The 16,318-nt window shown below is 58.2% G+C and carries 10 protein-coding genes and 1 pseudogene; 8 read left to right on the plus strand and 3 right to left on the minus strand.

The window, feature by feature from the left end; translation table 11 throughout:
- Positions 1-32: 32 nt before the first annotated feature.
- Positions 33-713 (minus strand): DUF3108 domain-containing protein, encoded by a 681-nt coding sequence (locus ACW7G3_RS07565; protein WP_456982072.1) that lies wholly within the window; start codon positions 711-713, stop codon positions 33-35.
- Between the two features lie 212 nt (positions 714-925).
- On the opposite strand from ACW7G3_RS07565, the gene ACW7G3_RS07570 reads away from it, so the two are divergent.
- The 8 genes from ACW7G3_RS07570 to ACW7G3_RS07605 all read left to right on the plus strand — a co-directional run bounded on the left by ACW7G3_RS07570 (position 926) and on the right by ACW7G3_RS07605 (position 13,488).
- Positions 926-2,290 (plus strand): phosphomannomutase, encoded by a 1,365-nt coding sequence (locus tag ACW7G3_RS07570; protein ID WP_456982397.1) that lies wholly within the window; start codon positions 926-928, stop codon positions 2,288-2,290.
- Between the two features lie 10 nt (positions 2,291-2,300).
- Entirely contained in the window at positions 2,301-3,200 is a 900-nt protein-coding gene (gene galU / locus ACW7G3_RS07575; protein WP_456982073.1) for a UTP--glucose-1-phosphate uridylyltransferase GalU, read from the plus strand.
- Between the two features lie 147 nt (positions 3,201-3,347).
- Positions 3,348-4,520 carry a cystathionine gamma-synthase gene (locus tag ACW7G3_RS07580; protein ID WP_456982074.1) on the plus strand — a complete coding sequence of 391 codons (1,173 nt, stop codon included), beginning with the start codon at positions 3,348-3,350 and terminating at the stop codon, positions 4,518-4,520.
- A gap of 3 nt (positions 4,521-4,523) precedes the next feature.
- A complete protein-coding gene (locus ACW7G3_RS07585; protein ID WP_456982075.1) occupies positions 4,524-5,354 on the plus strand; it encodes an ABC transporter permease in 831 nt (276 codons plus the stop codon).
- A complete protein-coding gene (locus ACW7G3_RS07590; RefSeq protein WP_456982076.1) occupies positions 5,344-6,693 on the plus strand; it encodes an ABC transporter ATP-binding protein in 1,350 nt (449 codons plus the stop codon). The genes ACW7G3_RS07585 and ACW7G3_RS07590 overlap by 11 nt, the downstream gene beginning before the upstream one ends.
- Positions 6,690-8,888, plus strand: a complete 2,199-nt coding sequence (locus ACW7G3_RS07595; RefSeq protein ID WP_456982077.1) for a class I SAM-dependent methyltransferase — start codon at positions 6,690-6,692, stop codon at positions 8,886-8,888. The genes ACW7G3_RS07590 and ACW7G3_RS07595 overlap by 4 nt, the downstream gene beginning before the upstream one ends.
- Positions 8,855-11,134, plus strand: a complete 2,280-nt coding sequence (locus tag ACW7G3_RS07600; RefSeq protein WP_456982078.1) for a glycosyltransferase family 2 protein — start codon at positions 8,855-8,857, stop codon at positions 11,132-11,134. Before ACW7G3_RS07595 ends, ACW7G3_RS07600 begins: the two co-directional genes overlap by 34 nt.
- A gap of 152 nt (positions 11,135-11,286) precedes the next feature.
- Positions 11,287-13,488 (plus strand): glycosyltransferase family 2 protein, encoded by a 2,202-nt coding sequence (locus ACW7G3_RS07605; RefSeq protein WP_456982079.1) that lies wholly within the window; start codon positions 11,287-11,289, stop codon positions 13,486-13,488.
- Positions 13,489-14,489: 1,001 nt separating this feature from the next.
- On the opposite strand, the pseudogene ACW7G3_RS07610 reads toward ACW7G3_RS07605, so the two are convergent.
- Together ACW7G3_RS07610 and ACW7G3_RS07615 are read right to left on the minus strand one after the other, a co-directional pair.
- Positions 14,490-15,579 (minus strand): annotated as a pseudogene (locus ACW7G3_RS07610) (IS3 family transposase).
- Positions 15,580-15,627: 48 nt separating this feature from the next.
- Positions 15,628-16,317, minus strand: coding sequence for a hypothetical protein (locus ACW7G3_RS07615; protein ID WP_456982080.1), 690 nt, complete (start codon positions 16,315-16,317; stop codon positions 15,628-15,630).
- Between the last annotated feature and the right edge of the window lies 1 nt (position 16,318).

The raw sequence follows: 16,318 nt of genomic DNA on the forward strand, positions 1-16,318 counted from the left end.
CCATGCGCGCGAAGCCGCGTGAATCCTGTCAATCACCGCGTCCACGACCTCAGCGTCATCCGCACCACCTCCCGCGACCCCTCCTGTTGGGTCAGCCGGACCGGCGTCGGAATATCGTTGGCCACCCAGATCGTCGTCGTCTTCCCCGTTCGAGCCTGCACGTAACGCGTAGCCTGCACCGCCTCCCCCGCGATGGTAATGGTCTCCGTGCCAGACCGACGGAAGTTCGCCGGCCGCGCACGACCGTTCTCCAGAATCCGGTAGTTCGTCGCCCCACGCGCCTGGTGATCGCGGACCAGCGCGAGCTGGGCCAGCAGCGCGTCCATATCACCACGCTGCAACTCAACCGGCCCGGCACGGGTGAGCTTCACATCACCGGTCCAGCGCACCTGCCGGTCCTGCCAGGCCCAGCGCGTGGTCACCGCGCGGGCCCCGCCCGGGTACTGGACCCTGTCGCTGCCACCCAGCGGAATGTAGAGCTCCCCGCGCTCCATGAACACCGTCGCCTGGTTCATCGACGCTGCCGCGTTGCCGACGGACATCAGGTAGATCCAGTTATTGCCCTGGCGCTGAAGGTTGGTCGTCGCGCTGGCGGGAATGCCGTGGTAGCGGACTGAGTAGTCGGCCTTGAAGGGGGTGAGGGCGGCGTGGGCGGGTTGGGACACAATGCCCGCCAGAAGCAGGGCTACGGCGGTCAGGAAGGCGCTTTTCATACGTGTTCTCTGGGCGGTTTGAAGGTCGTGCGCGACTTTACGTCAGCTTCGATGAACACGGTATACCGGAGCGGAAAATTGCTCCCGAATGCTAGAATCAGCGATTCACTTTTCTGATAGATTCCTGAATGAACGAGCAAGACATGGACCGTCCGGCACTATCTGCAACCGACCGGGAAGTCGAGGCGGCGGAGGAAGAGAAGTCAGCCGCCATGGCTTTTTTCCCGGCGTTCAAGGCTTATGACATCCGGGGGCGTGTTCCCGAACAGCTCAGCGCCTCAGTGGTTGCGCGTATTGGCGCGACGCTGTCCAGCCAGCTGCAGCCGGGGCCGGTTGTCGTCGGACGCGATGTCCGGCTCAGCAGCCATGATCTGCAGGAGGCACTTGCCCGTGGGTTGCTGTCCGTAGGCCGCGATGTCATCGACATCGGGCTATGCGGCACGGAAGAAGTCTATTTCCAGACGGACAAGCTCGGCGCCGCGGGCGGCGTGATGGTCACCGCAAGCCACAACCCGATGGATTACAACGGACTGAAACTGGTGCGCGAAAGCGCCCGCCCCATCAGCGGCGACAGCGGTCTGTCAACAATTCGCGATCTGCTGGTTGCCGGGACGGTGCCTGGGCCCGTGGCGGAAGTGGGGCATCTGCGACTGCACCATGACAAAGCCGCCTATGTCGAGCGGCTGCTCGGCTACGTAAAGGGGGTCAGCCTCAAGCCGTTGAAAATAGTGACCAATGCCGGCAACGGTGGCGCTGGCAGCGTGATCGACCTGCTCGCGCCACACCTGCCGCTGGAGTTCATACGCATCCAGCACGAACCCGACGGCACCTTCCCCAACGGCATCCCCAATCCCCTGCTGCCGGAAAACCGCGCCGCGACGTCGAAAGCCGTGCTGGAGCATGGCGCGGATTTCGGAATCGCCTGGGACGGTGATTTCGACCGCTGCTTCTTCTTCGACGAAAAAGGCCGTTTCATCGAAGGCTATTACCTGGTTGGCTTGCTTGCCCGCATGCTGCTATCGCGCTATCCCGGTGGCAAGGTGATCCACGACCCGCGTCTGGTATGGAACACCATCGAACTGGTTGAGCAGGCGGGCGGCGTGCCTGTGGTCTGCAAGTCCGGGCACGCCTTCATCAAGGAGCGAATGCGCTCCGAAGATGCCATCTATGGCGGAGAAATGAGCGCGCACCACTACTTCCGGGACTTCGCCTACTGCGATTCGGGCATGGTTCCATGGCTGTTGATCGCCGCGCTGCTGTCAGAGACCGGTGAATCACTAGGTGCACTGATCGAGGACCGCATCGCGCGATTCCCCTGCAGTGGCGAGATCAACTTCACCGTGGGCGATGCGCCCGCCGCCATCCGCCGGGTTCAGGATCACTTCGCCAGCCTCAATCCGGTGCTTGACTGGACGGACGGGCTATCGGCGGATTTCGGGGAGTGGCGCTTCAACCTGCGCAGCTCGAATACGGAGCCGCTGGTGCGGTTGAACGTAGAAACACGCGGCGATCAAGCCATGCTCGACGCCCGGGTTGCTGAATTGAGTGGGTTGTTGGAACAGCCCCAAAAACTTTGAAGGACAAGGAATGACCGGGGTAAAGACAGCGGTATTTCCCGTTGCGGGGCTCGGCACACGATTTCTGCCGGCCACCAAGACCGTGCCCAAGGAAATGCTGCCGGTGGTCGATCGGCCGCTGATCCAGTACGCCGTCGACGAGGCGATTGATGCCGGTTGCGACACGCTCGTGTTCGTGACCAACCGCTACAAGCATTCGGTTGCGGACTACTTCGACAAAGCCTACGAACTGGAAGAGAAGCTGGAGCGTGCCGGCAAGCACACGCAGTTGGAAGTCGTGAGGAACGTCCTTCCGAGCGGGGTGCGTGCCGTATTTGTCACGCAGACGGAAGCGCTCGGGCTGGGGCATGCAGTGCTTTGCGCGAAGCCCGTGGTCGGCGACCAGCCATTCGCCGTGATGCTCCCCGATGACCTGATCTGGAACGGCAAGCAAGCCGGTGCCCTGCGCCAGATGACCGAGTTGGCGGCAGAGCGCGGCGGCAGCGTTGTTGCAGTCGAGGATGTCCCCCGCGAGAAGACCGCGAGCTACGGAATCGTTGAGGCGCCGGAGTTCGATGGCAGGGCAGGTCGGCTGCGGAGCATCGTCGAAAAGCCATCGCCCGCGGAGGCGCCAAGCACGCTGGCGGTCGTCGGCAGGTACGTGCTGCGGCCGAGGATTTTCGAGCTGCTGGAGCAGACCGGGGCGGGTAGCGGCGGTGAAATCCAGCTCACCGATGCGATCGCAAAGCTTCTGGAAGAAGATCAGGTGCATGCCTACCGCTTCCATGGCACCCGGTTCGACTGCGGCAGCCATCTGGGGCTGATCGAGGCCACCATACGTTTCGCGCTGGATCATGAACAGCTCAGTGTCGGCGCGGCCCGGGCCATGAAGCTAGCTCTGGACGAACTGGGTGTGGTGGAACATGGGTGAACGTTGGCTGGGACTTGGCAGGAGGGCGCGCCGGTCCTGAACTGAACCGCGCCGCCGGTTCGCCAAGCTTCCAGGGTGAGCCGCCCATCGTTGCTAGAATAAGTGGTTCGATCAAGCAACTTCAGGCCGCCATCGGCCAGGAGAAACATGCAACACTCCGAAAAAAAGGAATCCCGCCCGGGCTTGGCGACCCTTGCCATCCACGCCGGCCAGTCTCCCGACCCCAGCACCGGCGCGGTGATGACGCCGATCTACCAGACCTCGACCTACGTGCAGTCCAGCCCGGGCGTGCACCAGGGCTTCGAGTACACCCGCAGCCACAACCCGACCCGGTTCGCCTACGAGCGCTGTGTTGCCGCGCTGGAGTCGGGCACCCGCGGGTTTGCGTTCGCCTCCGGCATGGCCGCGACCTCGACCATCCTGGAGCTGCTGGATTCCGGCAGCCACGTGATCGCGATGGACGACGTCTACGGCGGTAGCTACCGCCTGTTCGAGTGCGTCCGCCGCCGCAGCGCCGGGCTGGACTTCAGCTGGGTCGACCTCAGTGATGCCGCCGCGTTCGAGGCCGCGATCCGCCCCGAGACCAAAATGGTCTGGATCGAGACCCCGACCAACCCGCTGCTGAAACTGGTCGACGTCGCCCAGATCGCCGCGATCGCCCGCAAGCGCGGACTGATCGTGGTCGTGGACAACACATTCAGCTCGCCGATCCTGCAGCGCCCGATCGAGCTGGGCGCGCACATCGTCATGCATTCGGCGACCAAGTACCTCAACGGCCACTCCGACATGGTCGGTGGCATCGCAGTGGTTGGCGACGACGCCGAACTGGCCGAGCAGATGGCGTTCCTGCAGAACTCCATCGGCGCGGTGCAAGGCCCGTTCGACAGCTTCCTGGCGCTACGTGGTCTGAAGACCCTGCATCTACGGATGAAGGCGCATTGCGAGAACGCACAGGTACTGGCCGAATGGCTGGAAGGCCACCCGGCTATCGAGAAGGTGCTTTATCCGGGACTCAAATCGCACCCGCAACATGAGCTGGCCAAGCAGCAGATGGATGGCTTCGGCGGGATGGTGTCGATCTATCTCAAGGGTGGCGTCGACGCGGCGATGCGGTTCTGCGAACGGACGGAGTTGTTTGCGCTGGCCGAGTCACTGGGCGGAGTGGAAAGCCTGGTGAACCACCCGGCGATCATGACGCACGCGTCGGTGCCAGCTGAAAGGCGTGCGGCGCTGGGAGTGACCGACAACTTGGTGCGGCTGAGCGTCGGGGTGGAAGAAATGGGCGATCTCATATCCGATGTTACGACGGGCTTGAAATAACACATGAGTGAAAAACCTAGGGAGGGCGGAATAGCTCTGTCCACGCCGCTGAGTGCTTGGCTGATGTATCCAACACTTACGTGGGAGATGATCAAGCGCGACATAACCGGTCGGTATCGCGGTGCCAGTTTCGGGCTCCTCTGGTCATTGATCAGCCCGTTCCTGATGCTTGGGGTTTATACCATCGCGTTCGGTTTCGTGCTCAAGGCCCGATGGCCCGGGGCAAGCGATAGCACGACTGATTTTGCGATGCTGCTTTTTATCGGCCTTATCGTCCATGGCTTCTTTGCCGAATGCCTGACCCGTGCTCCCAGCCTGATCATCGGCAACACGAATCTCGTCAAGAAGATCGTGTTTCCTCTCGATATACTTTCGTGGGTAGTCGTCTCATCAGCGCTCTTCCACGCGGTTATGAATTTTGCCGTATATGCACTGCTCGAATTCCTTATACGAGGCAGTCTGGATGTTAAGTTTTTACTGCTTCCCATCATTCTGGCTCCGTTGATCATGGTGTGCCTCGGGATGGTGTGGATCCTGTCTGCCTTGAGTGTCTACCTGCGCGATATCGGTCAGGTAACTGGAGTTGTAGCTACGGCGATGTTGTTCCTGTCGTCAGCCATCATTCCCGTGGAAAGCCTACCTACGTCATATCAACGTATTTTCCTGCTTAACCCGCTGACATTCATCATTGATCAGGCGCGGAACGTGGCTTTTTGGGGGCGCCTCCCCGACTTTCAGGGGTTGATGATCTATTCATTCTTTGCCCTTCTCTTCGCCTGTGTAGGTTTTGGCGTATTCCAGAAGATGAGACGAGGTTTTGCAGATGTCGTATAAACCGCGTGCGGACAGCCCTGCTGAATCTGACTTGGCAATCTCGGCAGTGGGCTTGAGTAAGTGCTACAACATTTTTGAACGGCCCTCTCATCGCTTGCTGCAGGGCCTTCTTGGGGACAGCCGGAAACTCTACCGGGAGTTCTGGGCGCTGCGAGATATTTCGTTTGAGGTGCGTCGTGGAGAAACGCTGGGCATCGTAGGGCGAAATGGTTCTGGAAAATCCACGCTCCTCCAGCTTTTGGCGGGAACTTTGACGGCTACTCAAGGATCGGTGGAAGTAAACGGGAAGGTCGCCGCTCTTTTGGAACTCGGAAGTGGATTCAACCCGGAGTTCACGGGCCGAGAAAATGTCTATATGAATGCGGCGATCCTTGGGCTGACGAAGGCCCAGATTGATGCCCGCATTCAATTGATCGAGGAATTTGCCGAAATAGGCGAATTTATAGATCAGCCGGTGAGGAGCTACTCTAGCGGCATGGTGATGCGTCTTGCCTTTGCGGTAATGGCGCACGTCGAAGCGGAAATTCTGATTATCGACGAGGCTTTGTCTGTCGGCGACGCGTTTTTCACCCAAAAATGCATGCGGTTCCTGCGGAATTTCAAACAGCATGGCACGTTGCTATTCGTCAGTCATGACGACGGTGCTGTGACGGGATTATGTGACAGGGCGATATGGCTCGAAAGTGGACGAATGAAGGCGGAGGGTGATGCGAAAGCCGTAATGTCGGCGTATCTCGAAACATTGATCGCGCAGCGCCAAGGTGGCGTGCTGTCTGCTGATGCGGCCAAGCCAAGCGAGGCGCGGGTACGTCGAGATCCTCGGCAGGATCTGATCAACCATTCGAACATACGGAACGACCTTGAACTGGCTCCATTTGATCCCGAAGGCGGATTTGGTGCAATGGACGCAACTTTGGAGTCTGTAGGGTTGTGTGACCGCGAAGGGAATGAGCTCGCTTGGGTAGTGGGTGGAGAGCTGGCACGCCTGCAGGTGGACGTCATCGTGAATGAGCCGATTGATAAGCCGATCGTTGGGTTCTATCTGAAAGATCGGCTGGGTCAACTTCTTTTTGGCGACAATACATATTTATCAACCTTGGATTGTGTGCTTCCTGGCGGCCATGGTCAGCGTTACGTTGCGACGTTCGAGTTCGTGATGCCGCGATTGCAGGCAGGTGACTATTTTGTAACTGTAGGCGTTTCGTCTGGAACTCAGGAGTCACATGTAGTACAGCATTGGATCCATGAAGCAATAAAGATTACAGCTAGGGGAGCGAATATTCCCGCCGGTATCATGGGGATTCCCATGGAGTCGGTGAAGTTGGAGGCGAAACAATGAAGCCGTTCAATATTTTGGAACACCCTATAGTTTTCCAGTGGCCAAGGCTGACCCCGCCTTATTCGTGGGCCGGACACATCCCTTTTGCCTACCTGGCGATCTCCTTGATCCGTCCGCGTCAACTTGTGGAGTTGGGTACGCATTCGGGAAACTCATATCTCGCATTTTGCCAGGCAGTTCTGGCTGCGGATGTCGGCACTGAGTGCTTTGCGGTGGACACCTGGGAAGGTGACGACCATGCGACGCAGTATGGTGGCGAAATTTATACTGCGCTGGATTCATACCACGCCCCACGCTACTCCGAATTTTCCACACTGCTCAGGAAGACCTTTGACGATGCGCTGGCAGATTTCGACGGTCAGGGGATCGATCTGCTGCATATTGATGGGCTGCATACCTACGAAGCGGTCAAGCACGACTTTGAAACTTGGTTGCCCAAGCTGAGCAGTCGAGCGGTGGTGCTGATGCACGATATCTCGGTTAAGGACAGAGATTTCGGTGTCTGGCGCTATTTTGAAGAGCTCAGTAAACGATATCGGACATTTGGCTTCGAGCACAGCAACGGGCTGGGTATTGTTTGTGTTGGCGAAGTGGTGCCGGAGGCTTTCAGGGCTTTTCTTGACGCCGCCGACGCGGCACCGGACGCGATGCGCGGTTTCTTCGAAGGCATGGCATCCACGGTGGTGGATACGCGAACCGGCCTGGCCCGGTTATCCTGCGCTATGGACCGACCAGAGCTGCCCATAACCGCGAAGCTATTTCATCGATCGCACGACGACATCTTCTCCGAACATAATTGCGCAGTGGCGAGTGTTGGGGACACTGATGGTCGCCTGAGGTTGGTCTTCAATCTTTCTGCCGAAGCCAATGTGTCATTTCTACGCGTTGATCCCGCCGACTGTCCGGGGGTTTACGGGATCTGCGGCATCCGGCTGGTTGCCGCAGCGGGGGAAGTCATGGATGTCACGGACTTCCCGCGTCGTGTCCGCAGTATTGTGGGCGAAGAGCTTACCCAGGAACCACCTGCGTTCGTTCGATTTGTAAGTCTGGGATCCGATCCTTCCGTCGAGTTCGACCTCTCCGACCTGGAGTTGGCGACGTCAGGGTTCATCACGGAACGTGTAGAGGTCGACATTGTTTATTACGCTGTCCTCTCCGACGAGGTGCCGGCGTACCTGGCGCGCATCGTAGATGAGGCCACCCTCGAAGCACGTGCCAAAGCCCGGACTTTGGACCACGTCGTCAATCTACTGGGTGAACACGCGAGTACAAGCCTTGGGCTCGTCAGTTCGGTCGCGGGACTGGAGCGCACGGTAGAAAATGTCAGCCTCGAAGCACGTACCAGAGCAGAGACTTTGGACCACGTCGTCAATCTGTTGGGTGAACACGCGAGTACGAGTCTTGGGCTCGTCAGTTCGGTCGCGGGACTGGAGCGCACGGTAGAAGAGGTCACCCTCGAAGCACGTACCAGAGCAGAGACTTTGGACCACGTCGTCAATCTGTTGGGTGAACACGCGAGTACGAGCCTTGGGCTCGTCAGTTCGGTCGCGGGACTGGAGCGCACGGTAGAAGAGGTCACCCTCGAAGCACGTACCAGAGCAAAGACTTTGGACCACGTCGTCAATCTACTGGGTGAACACGCGGACACGAGCCTCGGGCTCGTCAGTTCGATCGCTGGGCTGGAGCGGGGTCTCTCGGATCATGGGGGTGCGCTGTCTCACGCTGGCGAGCTGCTCGGTCGGTTGGACAGGCGATGTGCGGAGCTTGGGCTTGCCAACACCGCGATCAAGGAAGCCATCGGCGAAATCCCTGCAACCGTCTCGTCCAGCGTGGGCGGGCGGCAAGCCAGGATGGAGTTGGAAATGAACCTTGCCAATGACGCTTTTCATGAACAGGTTGAGGGCCTACGGGCCTATGTCGACAGCCTCCAAACGACCATGAGCGAAGTAGGGGAAAAAGCAGGTCAACTGGGCCCCCGCATCTCTGAGGCTGAATCATCGCTAGTGACTCGGATGGAAGCCTGTAGCCAAACGATGGAGCGGACTGGGCGCGCAATCGAGTCACAGATGGCAATTCTGGACTGCATGGCGGTGGAACAGGAACGGACGACGGCATTCTTGGAGGCCATGCATATGAAGCTTGACAGCAGAAATCCTTTGAATTGGATTCGGCGTTTGTTCGGGAGGCAACGCTGATGCGGCGTTCGCAGGAACTTTTGCTCGAAGCTCTGAGTAACGTCGAGTGCGAGATGGACTCGTCTGGCGTATTGCAAGGCACGCCGACAACGGGTGACCCCCAGTTGGTTGTGAGGCTTGCCGACGGCCCAGTGCCAGCCGGCTTCTGGCGTTTTAGTCTTGATCTCATGAACGCGCCCGGTGCAGTGGCGAAGCTATACCCGGATTATGGCAGCGGAGTTGCGGAAGCGACGTCGCAGCTGCTTTCGGACTGCTCCGAGAGTGACACCAAAAGTGCAATTTTGTATTTTCCGGAGCAGGTAGTGGCGCTTCGACTTGATCCCCACGAGGATTTGCTCCCCTTCTCTGCCGGGCCAGTGCTTCTTGAGCGACTGGACCCTCGTCGGGCGCTCTGGTTGCGCGCGCGAGATCTTTTTTCTGAAGCTGCTTCCAAGGGTGTTGTAATTCCGGTAGATAGTGTCGAGCGTTTGGCGAATCTGGTCCGCATGGGGGACGTCCGTGCAATCTGGGATGACCTTGAGGCCAGTTTGCATATGGCTCGATCAAAACCCGTGGAGGGGCCGTGTTACCAGGACTGGATACTGCAGAACGATCCACTTCATTCATTGGAGCACTGCCGTGTTCCAGCGCGGGAATGGAACGAGAATGAGAGTACGTTGATATCCATCCTGATGCCAACCTACAACACGGAACCACGCTGGCTGAAAAAAGTCGTGGAAAGTGTTGTGGCTCAGAGCTATCCGTTTTGGGAACTGTGTATTGCCGATGATGCCTCGACGTCGGAGGATACGCTGGCGTGTCTGCGTGAGCTGGAATCAAGTGATACGCGGATACGCGTGGAATTCAGGCAGGTTAATGGGCATATATCGCGCGCAACGAACACTGCGCTGGAGATCGCGCGAGGAGACTACTTCGCGCTTCTCGATCATGACGACGAGTTGCATCCGTTCGCCCTGTATTACGTTGCTGAAGCCTTGCGTGAGCACCCCGACGCATCCTTGGTATATTCGGATGAAGACAAGATCGACCAGAACGGCAGACGGTTCGACCCGTACTTCAAACCGGATTGGAACCCGGAACTTCTATTGGGGCAGAATTTCATCAGTCACTTGGGCGTATACCGGACGGATCTAGTCAAGCGGCTGGGTGGTTTGCGTCCGGGTTTTGAGGGCAGCCAGGATCATGACCTCGCTCTGAGGGTGGCGGCATGTTCCAACGCCGACCAGATCATCCATATTCCCAAGGTGCTATATCACTGGCGCGCCATTGCCGGGTCGACGGCCCTTTCCGGGAGCGAGAAGGGATATGCAGCGAATGCAGCGTTGAAGGCCGTTCAGGACCACCTGGATTGCGTCGGCGAGAAAGCGCAAGCCATGTTGCTGGAGGGTAGTGGGATCAGGGTTCGGTGGGAGCTGCCCAAGCCGCAACCCCTGGTCAGCATTATCATTCCGACACGCGACATGGTGGGTCTGCTGCGGCAATGCATCTCCAGTATTCTGGACAAGACGACATACGACAATTATGAGATTCTCGTTATCGATAATGGCTCAGTCGAACCCGAGACTCATAGATACTTCGAACGGCTACGCGGGTTCGGAGTGAAAATTATTGAGTGGGCTAGCCCATTCAACTATTCAGAAATAAATAATTTTGCGGTGGAGCATGCTACGGGCGAAATACTGGCGTTCGTCAATAACGATATCGAAGTGATCGATCCGGATTGGCTCGAGGAAATGGTGTCGCATGCGGTAAATCCTGAGGTGGGCGCTGTTGGCGCGAAGCTGCTTTACCCGGACGGGTCAATTCAGCATGCAGGTGTAGTGCTCGGTGTACACGGAGTCGCGGCACATGCCTACTGCGGTAAGCCGGGTAACTATCCGGGCCAGATGAATCGCGCGAATCTCCTGCAGAGCTTGTCTGCGGTCACAGCGGCATGCCTCGTAATTCGAAAGGCCGCCTTCGAACGTGTCGACGGATTCGATGCGGAACTTGCCGTTGCGTTCAATGACATCAACCTGTGCTTGCGTTTGCGCCAAGTGGGCTTGAGAAATGTCTGGACTCCATTCGCGCGGCTATATCACCACGAGTCTGCGAGCCGAGGCCGCGAGGACACGGCGGAGAAACAGGCTCGCTTCCGAAAGGAAGTGAAGCTGATGCGGACGCGCTGGGGGGAGTTGCTCGACAATGATCCCAATTACAACCCGAATCTGACACGCGCGGGCGAGCCCTTTGCGCTCATCAACTGAGACTCCCACTTGAAACACCTGGAAACCAGTAGCTAATGCCGGATATCGAGTTCAAACTTAGACCGAAGGCTCAGGTCCGGCTCCTTCAGGAGCGTGGGCCTCTAGGAAGGACGTGGGAGTCAACAGGGTTTGACCCGTGCTTCGAATGTCTCTTGTCTTCGCCGGTTGAAGGAGGCTGGTATGAGTGTGACCTATCGCTGGAGAGCTCAGACGAGCACGCGCTCTTTGACCCGGTTCTCTATCCGGATTACGGGCAAGGCCCGTCCGAGCAAACCTCCATTCCGCTGCCTTTCGCGGCCGAACCAGCCATCCACGACCTTCGTGTAGTCAGGTTTGTGGGCGAGGCGAGCACGATTCGTCTGGACCCGACATCAATGCTGGGCACTTTTGAGCTTGCTCCGGAAGGTGCGTTCAGGCGCTTGAGCAAGTTCGAAGCGGCAGTAAAGATGTTCAAGGCCGTCATCAGGGTCGAACCGACCGTGAAATCGAAAGTCGTCGTCTGTCGTGAACTGGTGCTGCGCCTGTGCACCGGCGGAGTCAGACATATGGCGGATTGGCTTTACGGGCGGTACAAGCTTATCGGCAGTGGCCAAAAGCGATTGGACGTCACTTACCAAAGTTGGATCCAGCTTTATGACGTGCCGGCACCGCCTAGGGAGTTTTCGCGGGAGCCCTTGATTTCCATCGTTTTACCTGTTTACAACACAGAAGAACGTTGGCTAAGGCGTTGTATCGAGAGTGTAATCGGTCAGAGATACACGAATTGGGAGTTGTGTATCTGTAATGATGCATCGACGACCCCAGACGTGAGAGAAATCCTTGAAGAGTACCGGTCCTGCGATCCCCGTATCGGGGTGATCCACCGGGAAGCGAACGGACACATTTCCGCTGCGTCGAACGATGCTTTGTCATTGGCCGCGGGGGAATTTGTCGGCTTGCTCGACCACGACGATGAACTTCATTTAGATGCGTTGTACGAGGTGGTCGCTCACGTCAACGACCACCCCGATGCTGGCCTCATTTTTACGGACGAGGATAAAATTGATCAGTATGGGCTCCGGTACGACCCATATTTCAAGCCGGATTGGAATCCTGACTTGTTTCTGGGACACAACTGCGTAAGTCACTTCGGTGTATACAGGCGTGACCTGATGCAGCGCGTGGGTGGGTTCCGCATCGGGATGGAGGGGAGTCAGGATTGGGACTTGGCGTTGCGCTGCTCAGAAGGGTTGACTGCTGAGCAGATCGTGCACATCCCCCGTGTCCTTTATCACTGGCGTGCGATACCAGGTTCCACTGCCCTCGCTCCTGGGGAGAAGTCATATGCCCACTTCGCCGGACTCAAGGCTGTCAACGAGCACCTACAACGCAGGGAAGTGCTAGCGCAGGCCGTTGAGATACAGGGGCGAAGCGGCAACTACCGGGTGAATTACGGGTTTGAAGTCGAGCCAAGTGTGACGATCATCATCCCAACCCGGGACAGGGTGGGCCTTCTCAGGAAGTGCGTAGAGTCGATCCTTGAGCGGACGAATTACCAGAATTATTCCATTCTCGTGATCGACAATCAGTCTTCTGAGCCTGAAACGCTAAAGTACCTTTCATCGCTTGACGCACGCGCAAGGGTTCGGGTGGCGCGGTATGACGAAGAGTTCAACTACTCCGCCATCAATAACTTCGCTGTAGATTTGATCGACTGCGATGTCGTGGTTCTACTGAACAACGACATCGAGGTCATCTCCCCGGGCTGGCTAAATGACATGGTCGCGAACGCGGTGCGGCCCGATGTGGGCGCTGTTGGCGCAATGCTGTACTACCCGAACGACACGATCCAGCACGCGGGTGTCGTTATTGGCGTCCATGGGATAGCTGGACATGCCTATAGTGGTAAACCTCGTGGCTGGGCGGGGCAGATGAATCGGGGAGGGCTCGCCCAGAACTACAGCGCCGTCACAGCCGCCTGTCTTGCCGTGAGGAGAGAGGTATTCCTCGAGGTGGGAGGCTTCTCAGAAGAGCTTCGCGTTGCATTCAATGACGTTGATTTCTGCCTGAAACTTCGCGATCGCGGCTACTGGAATGTCTGGCTCCCTTGGGTCGAGCTCTATCACCATGAGTCCGCGACGCGAGGATATGAGGATACGCCCGAGAAGAAGGCTCGCTTTGAGAGAGAGGTCAAATGGATGGCTGGCCGGTGGCCCAAATGGCTCTCCAGTGACCCTGCCTACAACCCGAATCTTTCCCTCGACGGGGATCCTTTCAGTCTGTCGTTTCCTCCCCGCTATATGAGAAGCGCGTTGGATACCTCCATCCACGCGCCCACGGCTTCGTCTGAAGGGCCCGGATTAGCCGTAGGTTAGCCAGTATTCTACGTTTCCCGGAGTCGCGTTATCTCAATGAACTTGTGCCGGGATGGCGATTTCTCGTAGATGGAATCGAGTCTAAGGTGCAACTCACGCCAGCGATACCCTCGCTGGAGACCTGCTTATATTAAGGGCGACAATGATTCACGTTCCTGGCGACGGACTTGATTATCACTTCTAGCAGCATGCTTGTTCTTGTTCCTTGGTGTGTGGAGTCCGATTAAAGCTCCACCAAAAATAGCGCTTCCTTTGAGGGAAATTGAGATGATGACGTTTGATTCGAGGTGTGCATTGGTACTGCTTACCGGTCTGCTGATCTCTTGCGGCTCGGAGGACCATCCTACAGTGGAGGCGGCGGGCTCGCATGCTACGGTGGAGGCGGCAGGCTCGCCTGACGACGCAACGCGTTCGTTCCAACTGGCGGATTTGGAAGATGCCGCTACATTGGAGAGTAGTGCGCCGTGTGCCGTGGATTCGATAGGCGGTCAAGTCGCGAGGGGCGAGGCGGTCAATGCGGATAGGAATGGAGAGCTGCGTCTGGTGGGGTGGGCGGCCACCCGGGACAAGCGGAATCCTGGAGCTTTTACTGTCAATCTTCTCGATATGGCATCGCCTACCGTGTATGCAGCTAGTTCAGCGACGGGAAAAGCACGGCCTGACGTCGCAGAGGCTCTGGCGGCGCCTGGCTTGGCAATGGCAGGTTTTGACACGGCGCTTCAACTCGCGCAGGTCGCGCCGGGTACGTACGGCGTGCTGCTTGCATACTCCAGTAATGGGAACTCCATGGATTATTGTTCGACGAGAGTGAAAGTCCGCGTACGAAATTCCGTTGAGTAGCGTGGCGTACAGAAGTCCGTCGCCCTTTTGCCCGAATCGTCTCGGTCTGGCGCTTTCTCCAGCTGAGAGCCGGCGCCGATGATCTGCGCGATGCAAGGGCGGTAAGGCAGCCATCCAGTGGGACGGTAGTCCCCCGCTTTTAACTGATCCCAAAAGTGAAGCTATGCGGCAAGTGCCAGTTTCTGCATTGGCGTGATGCCTCCGAGTCCCATGTTCGGGCGCTCGTGGTTGAATGTCCATAGCCAACGGGTGGCCTTGTCCTGCACCTGTTCGATCGAGTCGAACAGGGTTCTGGCGAGCCAGGCATAGTGCACGGTCCGGTTGTAGCGTTCGACATAGGCGTTCTGTTGCGGCTTGCCTGGCTGGATGTGCTCGATCCAGATGCCCTGCTTATCTGCCCAGGTCAGTAGGGCCCCACTGATGTATTCGGGGCCGTTGTCGCAACGGATCACCCGCGGTCTGCCGCGCCACTCGATGATCTGCTCCAGGCTGCGGATCACACGAGCAGCCGGCAACGACAAGTCCGCTTCGATGCCCAGTCCCTCGCGGTTGAAGTCGTCGATCACATTGAACAGCCGGAAGCTGCGGCCGTCGCTGAGCTGGTCGTGCATGAATTCCATCGACCCCAGCCCCGGTTGGTGGTGTCGGGCACTGCCAGCGGTTCGGGCCGCTCACGAACGATCCGATTCTTCGGCTTGATCCGCAGGTTCAACTCCAACTCCCGGTAGATGCGGTAGACCCGCTTGTGGTTCCAGCCAAAGCCTTTGACGTTGCGCAGGTACAGGAAGCACAGGCCAAAGCCCCAGTCGCGATAGGCGGTCGTCAGTCGCACCAGTCAATCGGTGATCCGGGCGCTCTCATCGCTCGCTTTGGCCTAGTAGCGATAGCAGGTCTCGCTCACCTCGAAGGTCTGGCAGGTGTGCCGGATGTTCGTGCGCCCGCCGTCGACTGCTGTTCGGGCCATCTCCCGGCGCGGAGATGGCCTCACCATTTTCTTGGCAGCGCTTCCTTCGACAGGTCGGCGCTGAGCTGGGCGTCGGCGTACATCTTCTTCAACCGCCGGTTCTCCTCCTCCAGCTCCTTCATCCGGCCCACCATTGATACCTCCATGCCGCCGAACTTGCTGCGCCACTTGTAGAACGTGGCCGAGCTGATGCCATGCTCGCGGCACAACTCCGGGACCGGCGTGCCGGCCTGGGCCTGCTTGAGCACGGCGATGATCTGGCTGTCGGTAAAGCGGGACTTCTTCATGGAACCTCCTCGGGAAAGCGTACGAGAAAATTCCACTTCTGGCGTCAGCTAATCTGCGGGGGGGACTGCCATTTTAGGCCTCTCCAACGGGGATGGTGTTACCCAGAAAGCAAAAGCCAGCGCGACGATGCCAACGAACAACGTGCATATCCAGCCGAGCAGGAAGGCGCCACGATTTACCCGGAGCGTCGCGGGAAGGTCGATGCGCTTGCGAGCGGTCACCTCAAGCTGCAATGCCTTGTCACTAACGGTCGCGTTCTTCACCGCTGCTTGACCTAGGCGATTGTCATCCACTAGCCATAGTGTTGCGGAGCGGCCTGGATCCCCATCGACCCCACTCGTTTGCAGCTCGAATGGCTGCCATGGAGAGAAAGGCACATCGGGACAGAAGTACCGGAAAGTGTTGTCCTTTAAGCTACTGGCGTCCACGCGCCAGTTAGCTTGACGGCCGTCCTGCTGCCAATTCACCAGCAGATAGCCCCGGTTGATTCTCTGGTAGGTGGCAAAGCGGATGCCGAAGCAATATTCCAGGCCATCGGCGGTCGGCAAATCAGAGCCTGCAGGAATGACGTTCTGGCTCAGGCCAAAACTCGCGGTGATTTCTCCCGCGGGCACTGCGCCGCCGCCACCCGACTCGTAAAGAGTGTTCTGAGTGTAGAACGGCAACCAGACCAAGCACGCGGAGGCGAGGAACAGACCGATTGCAAGGGTGAGGATGAGAGTCCGACGTTGGATCATG

This window comes from Luteimonas sp. A478, from assembly GCF_054052025.1.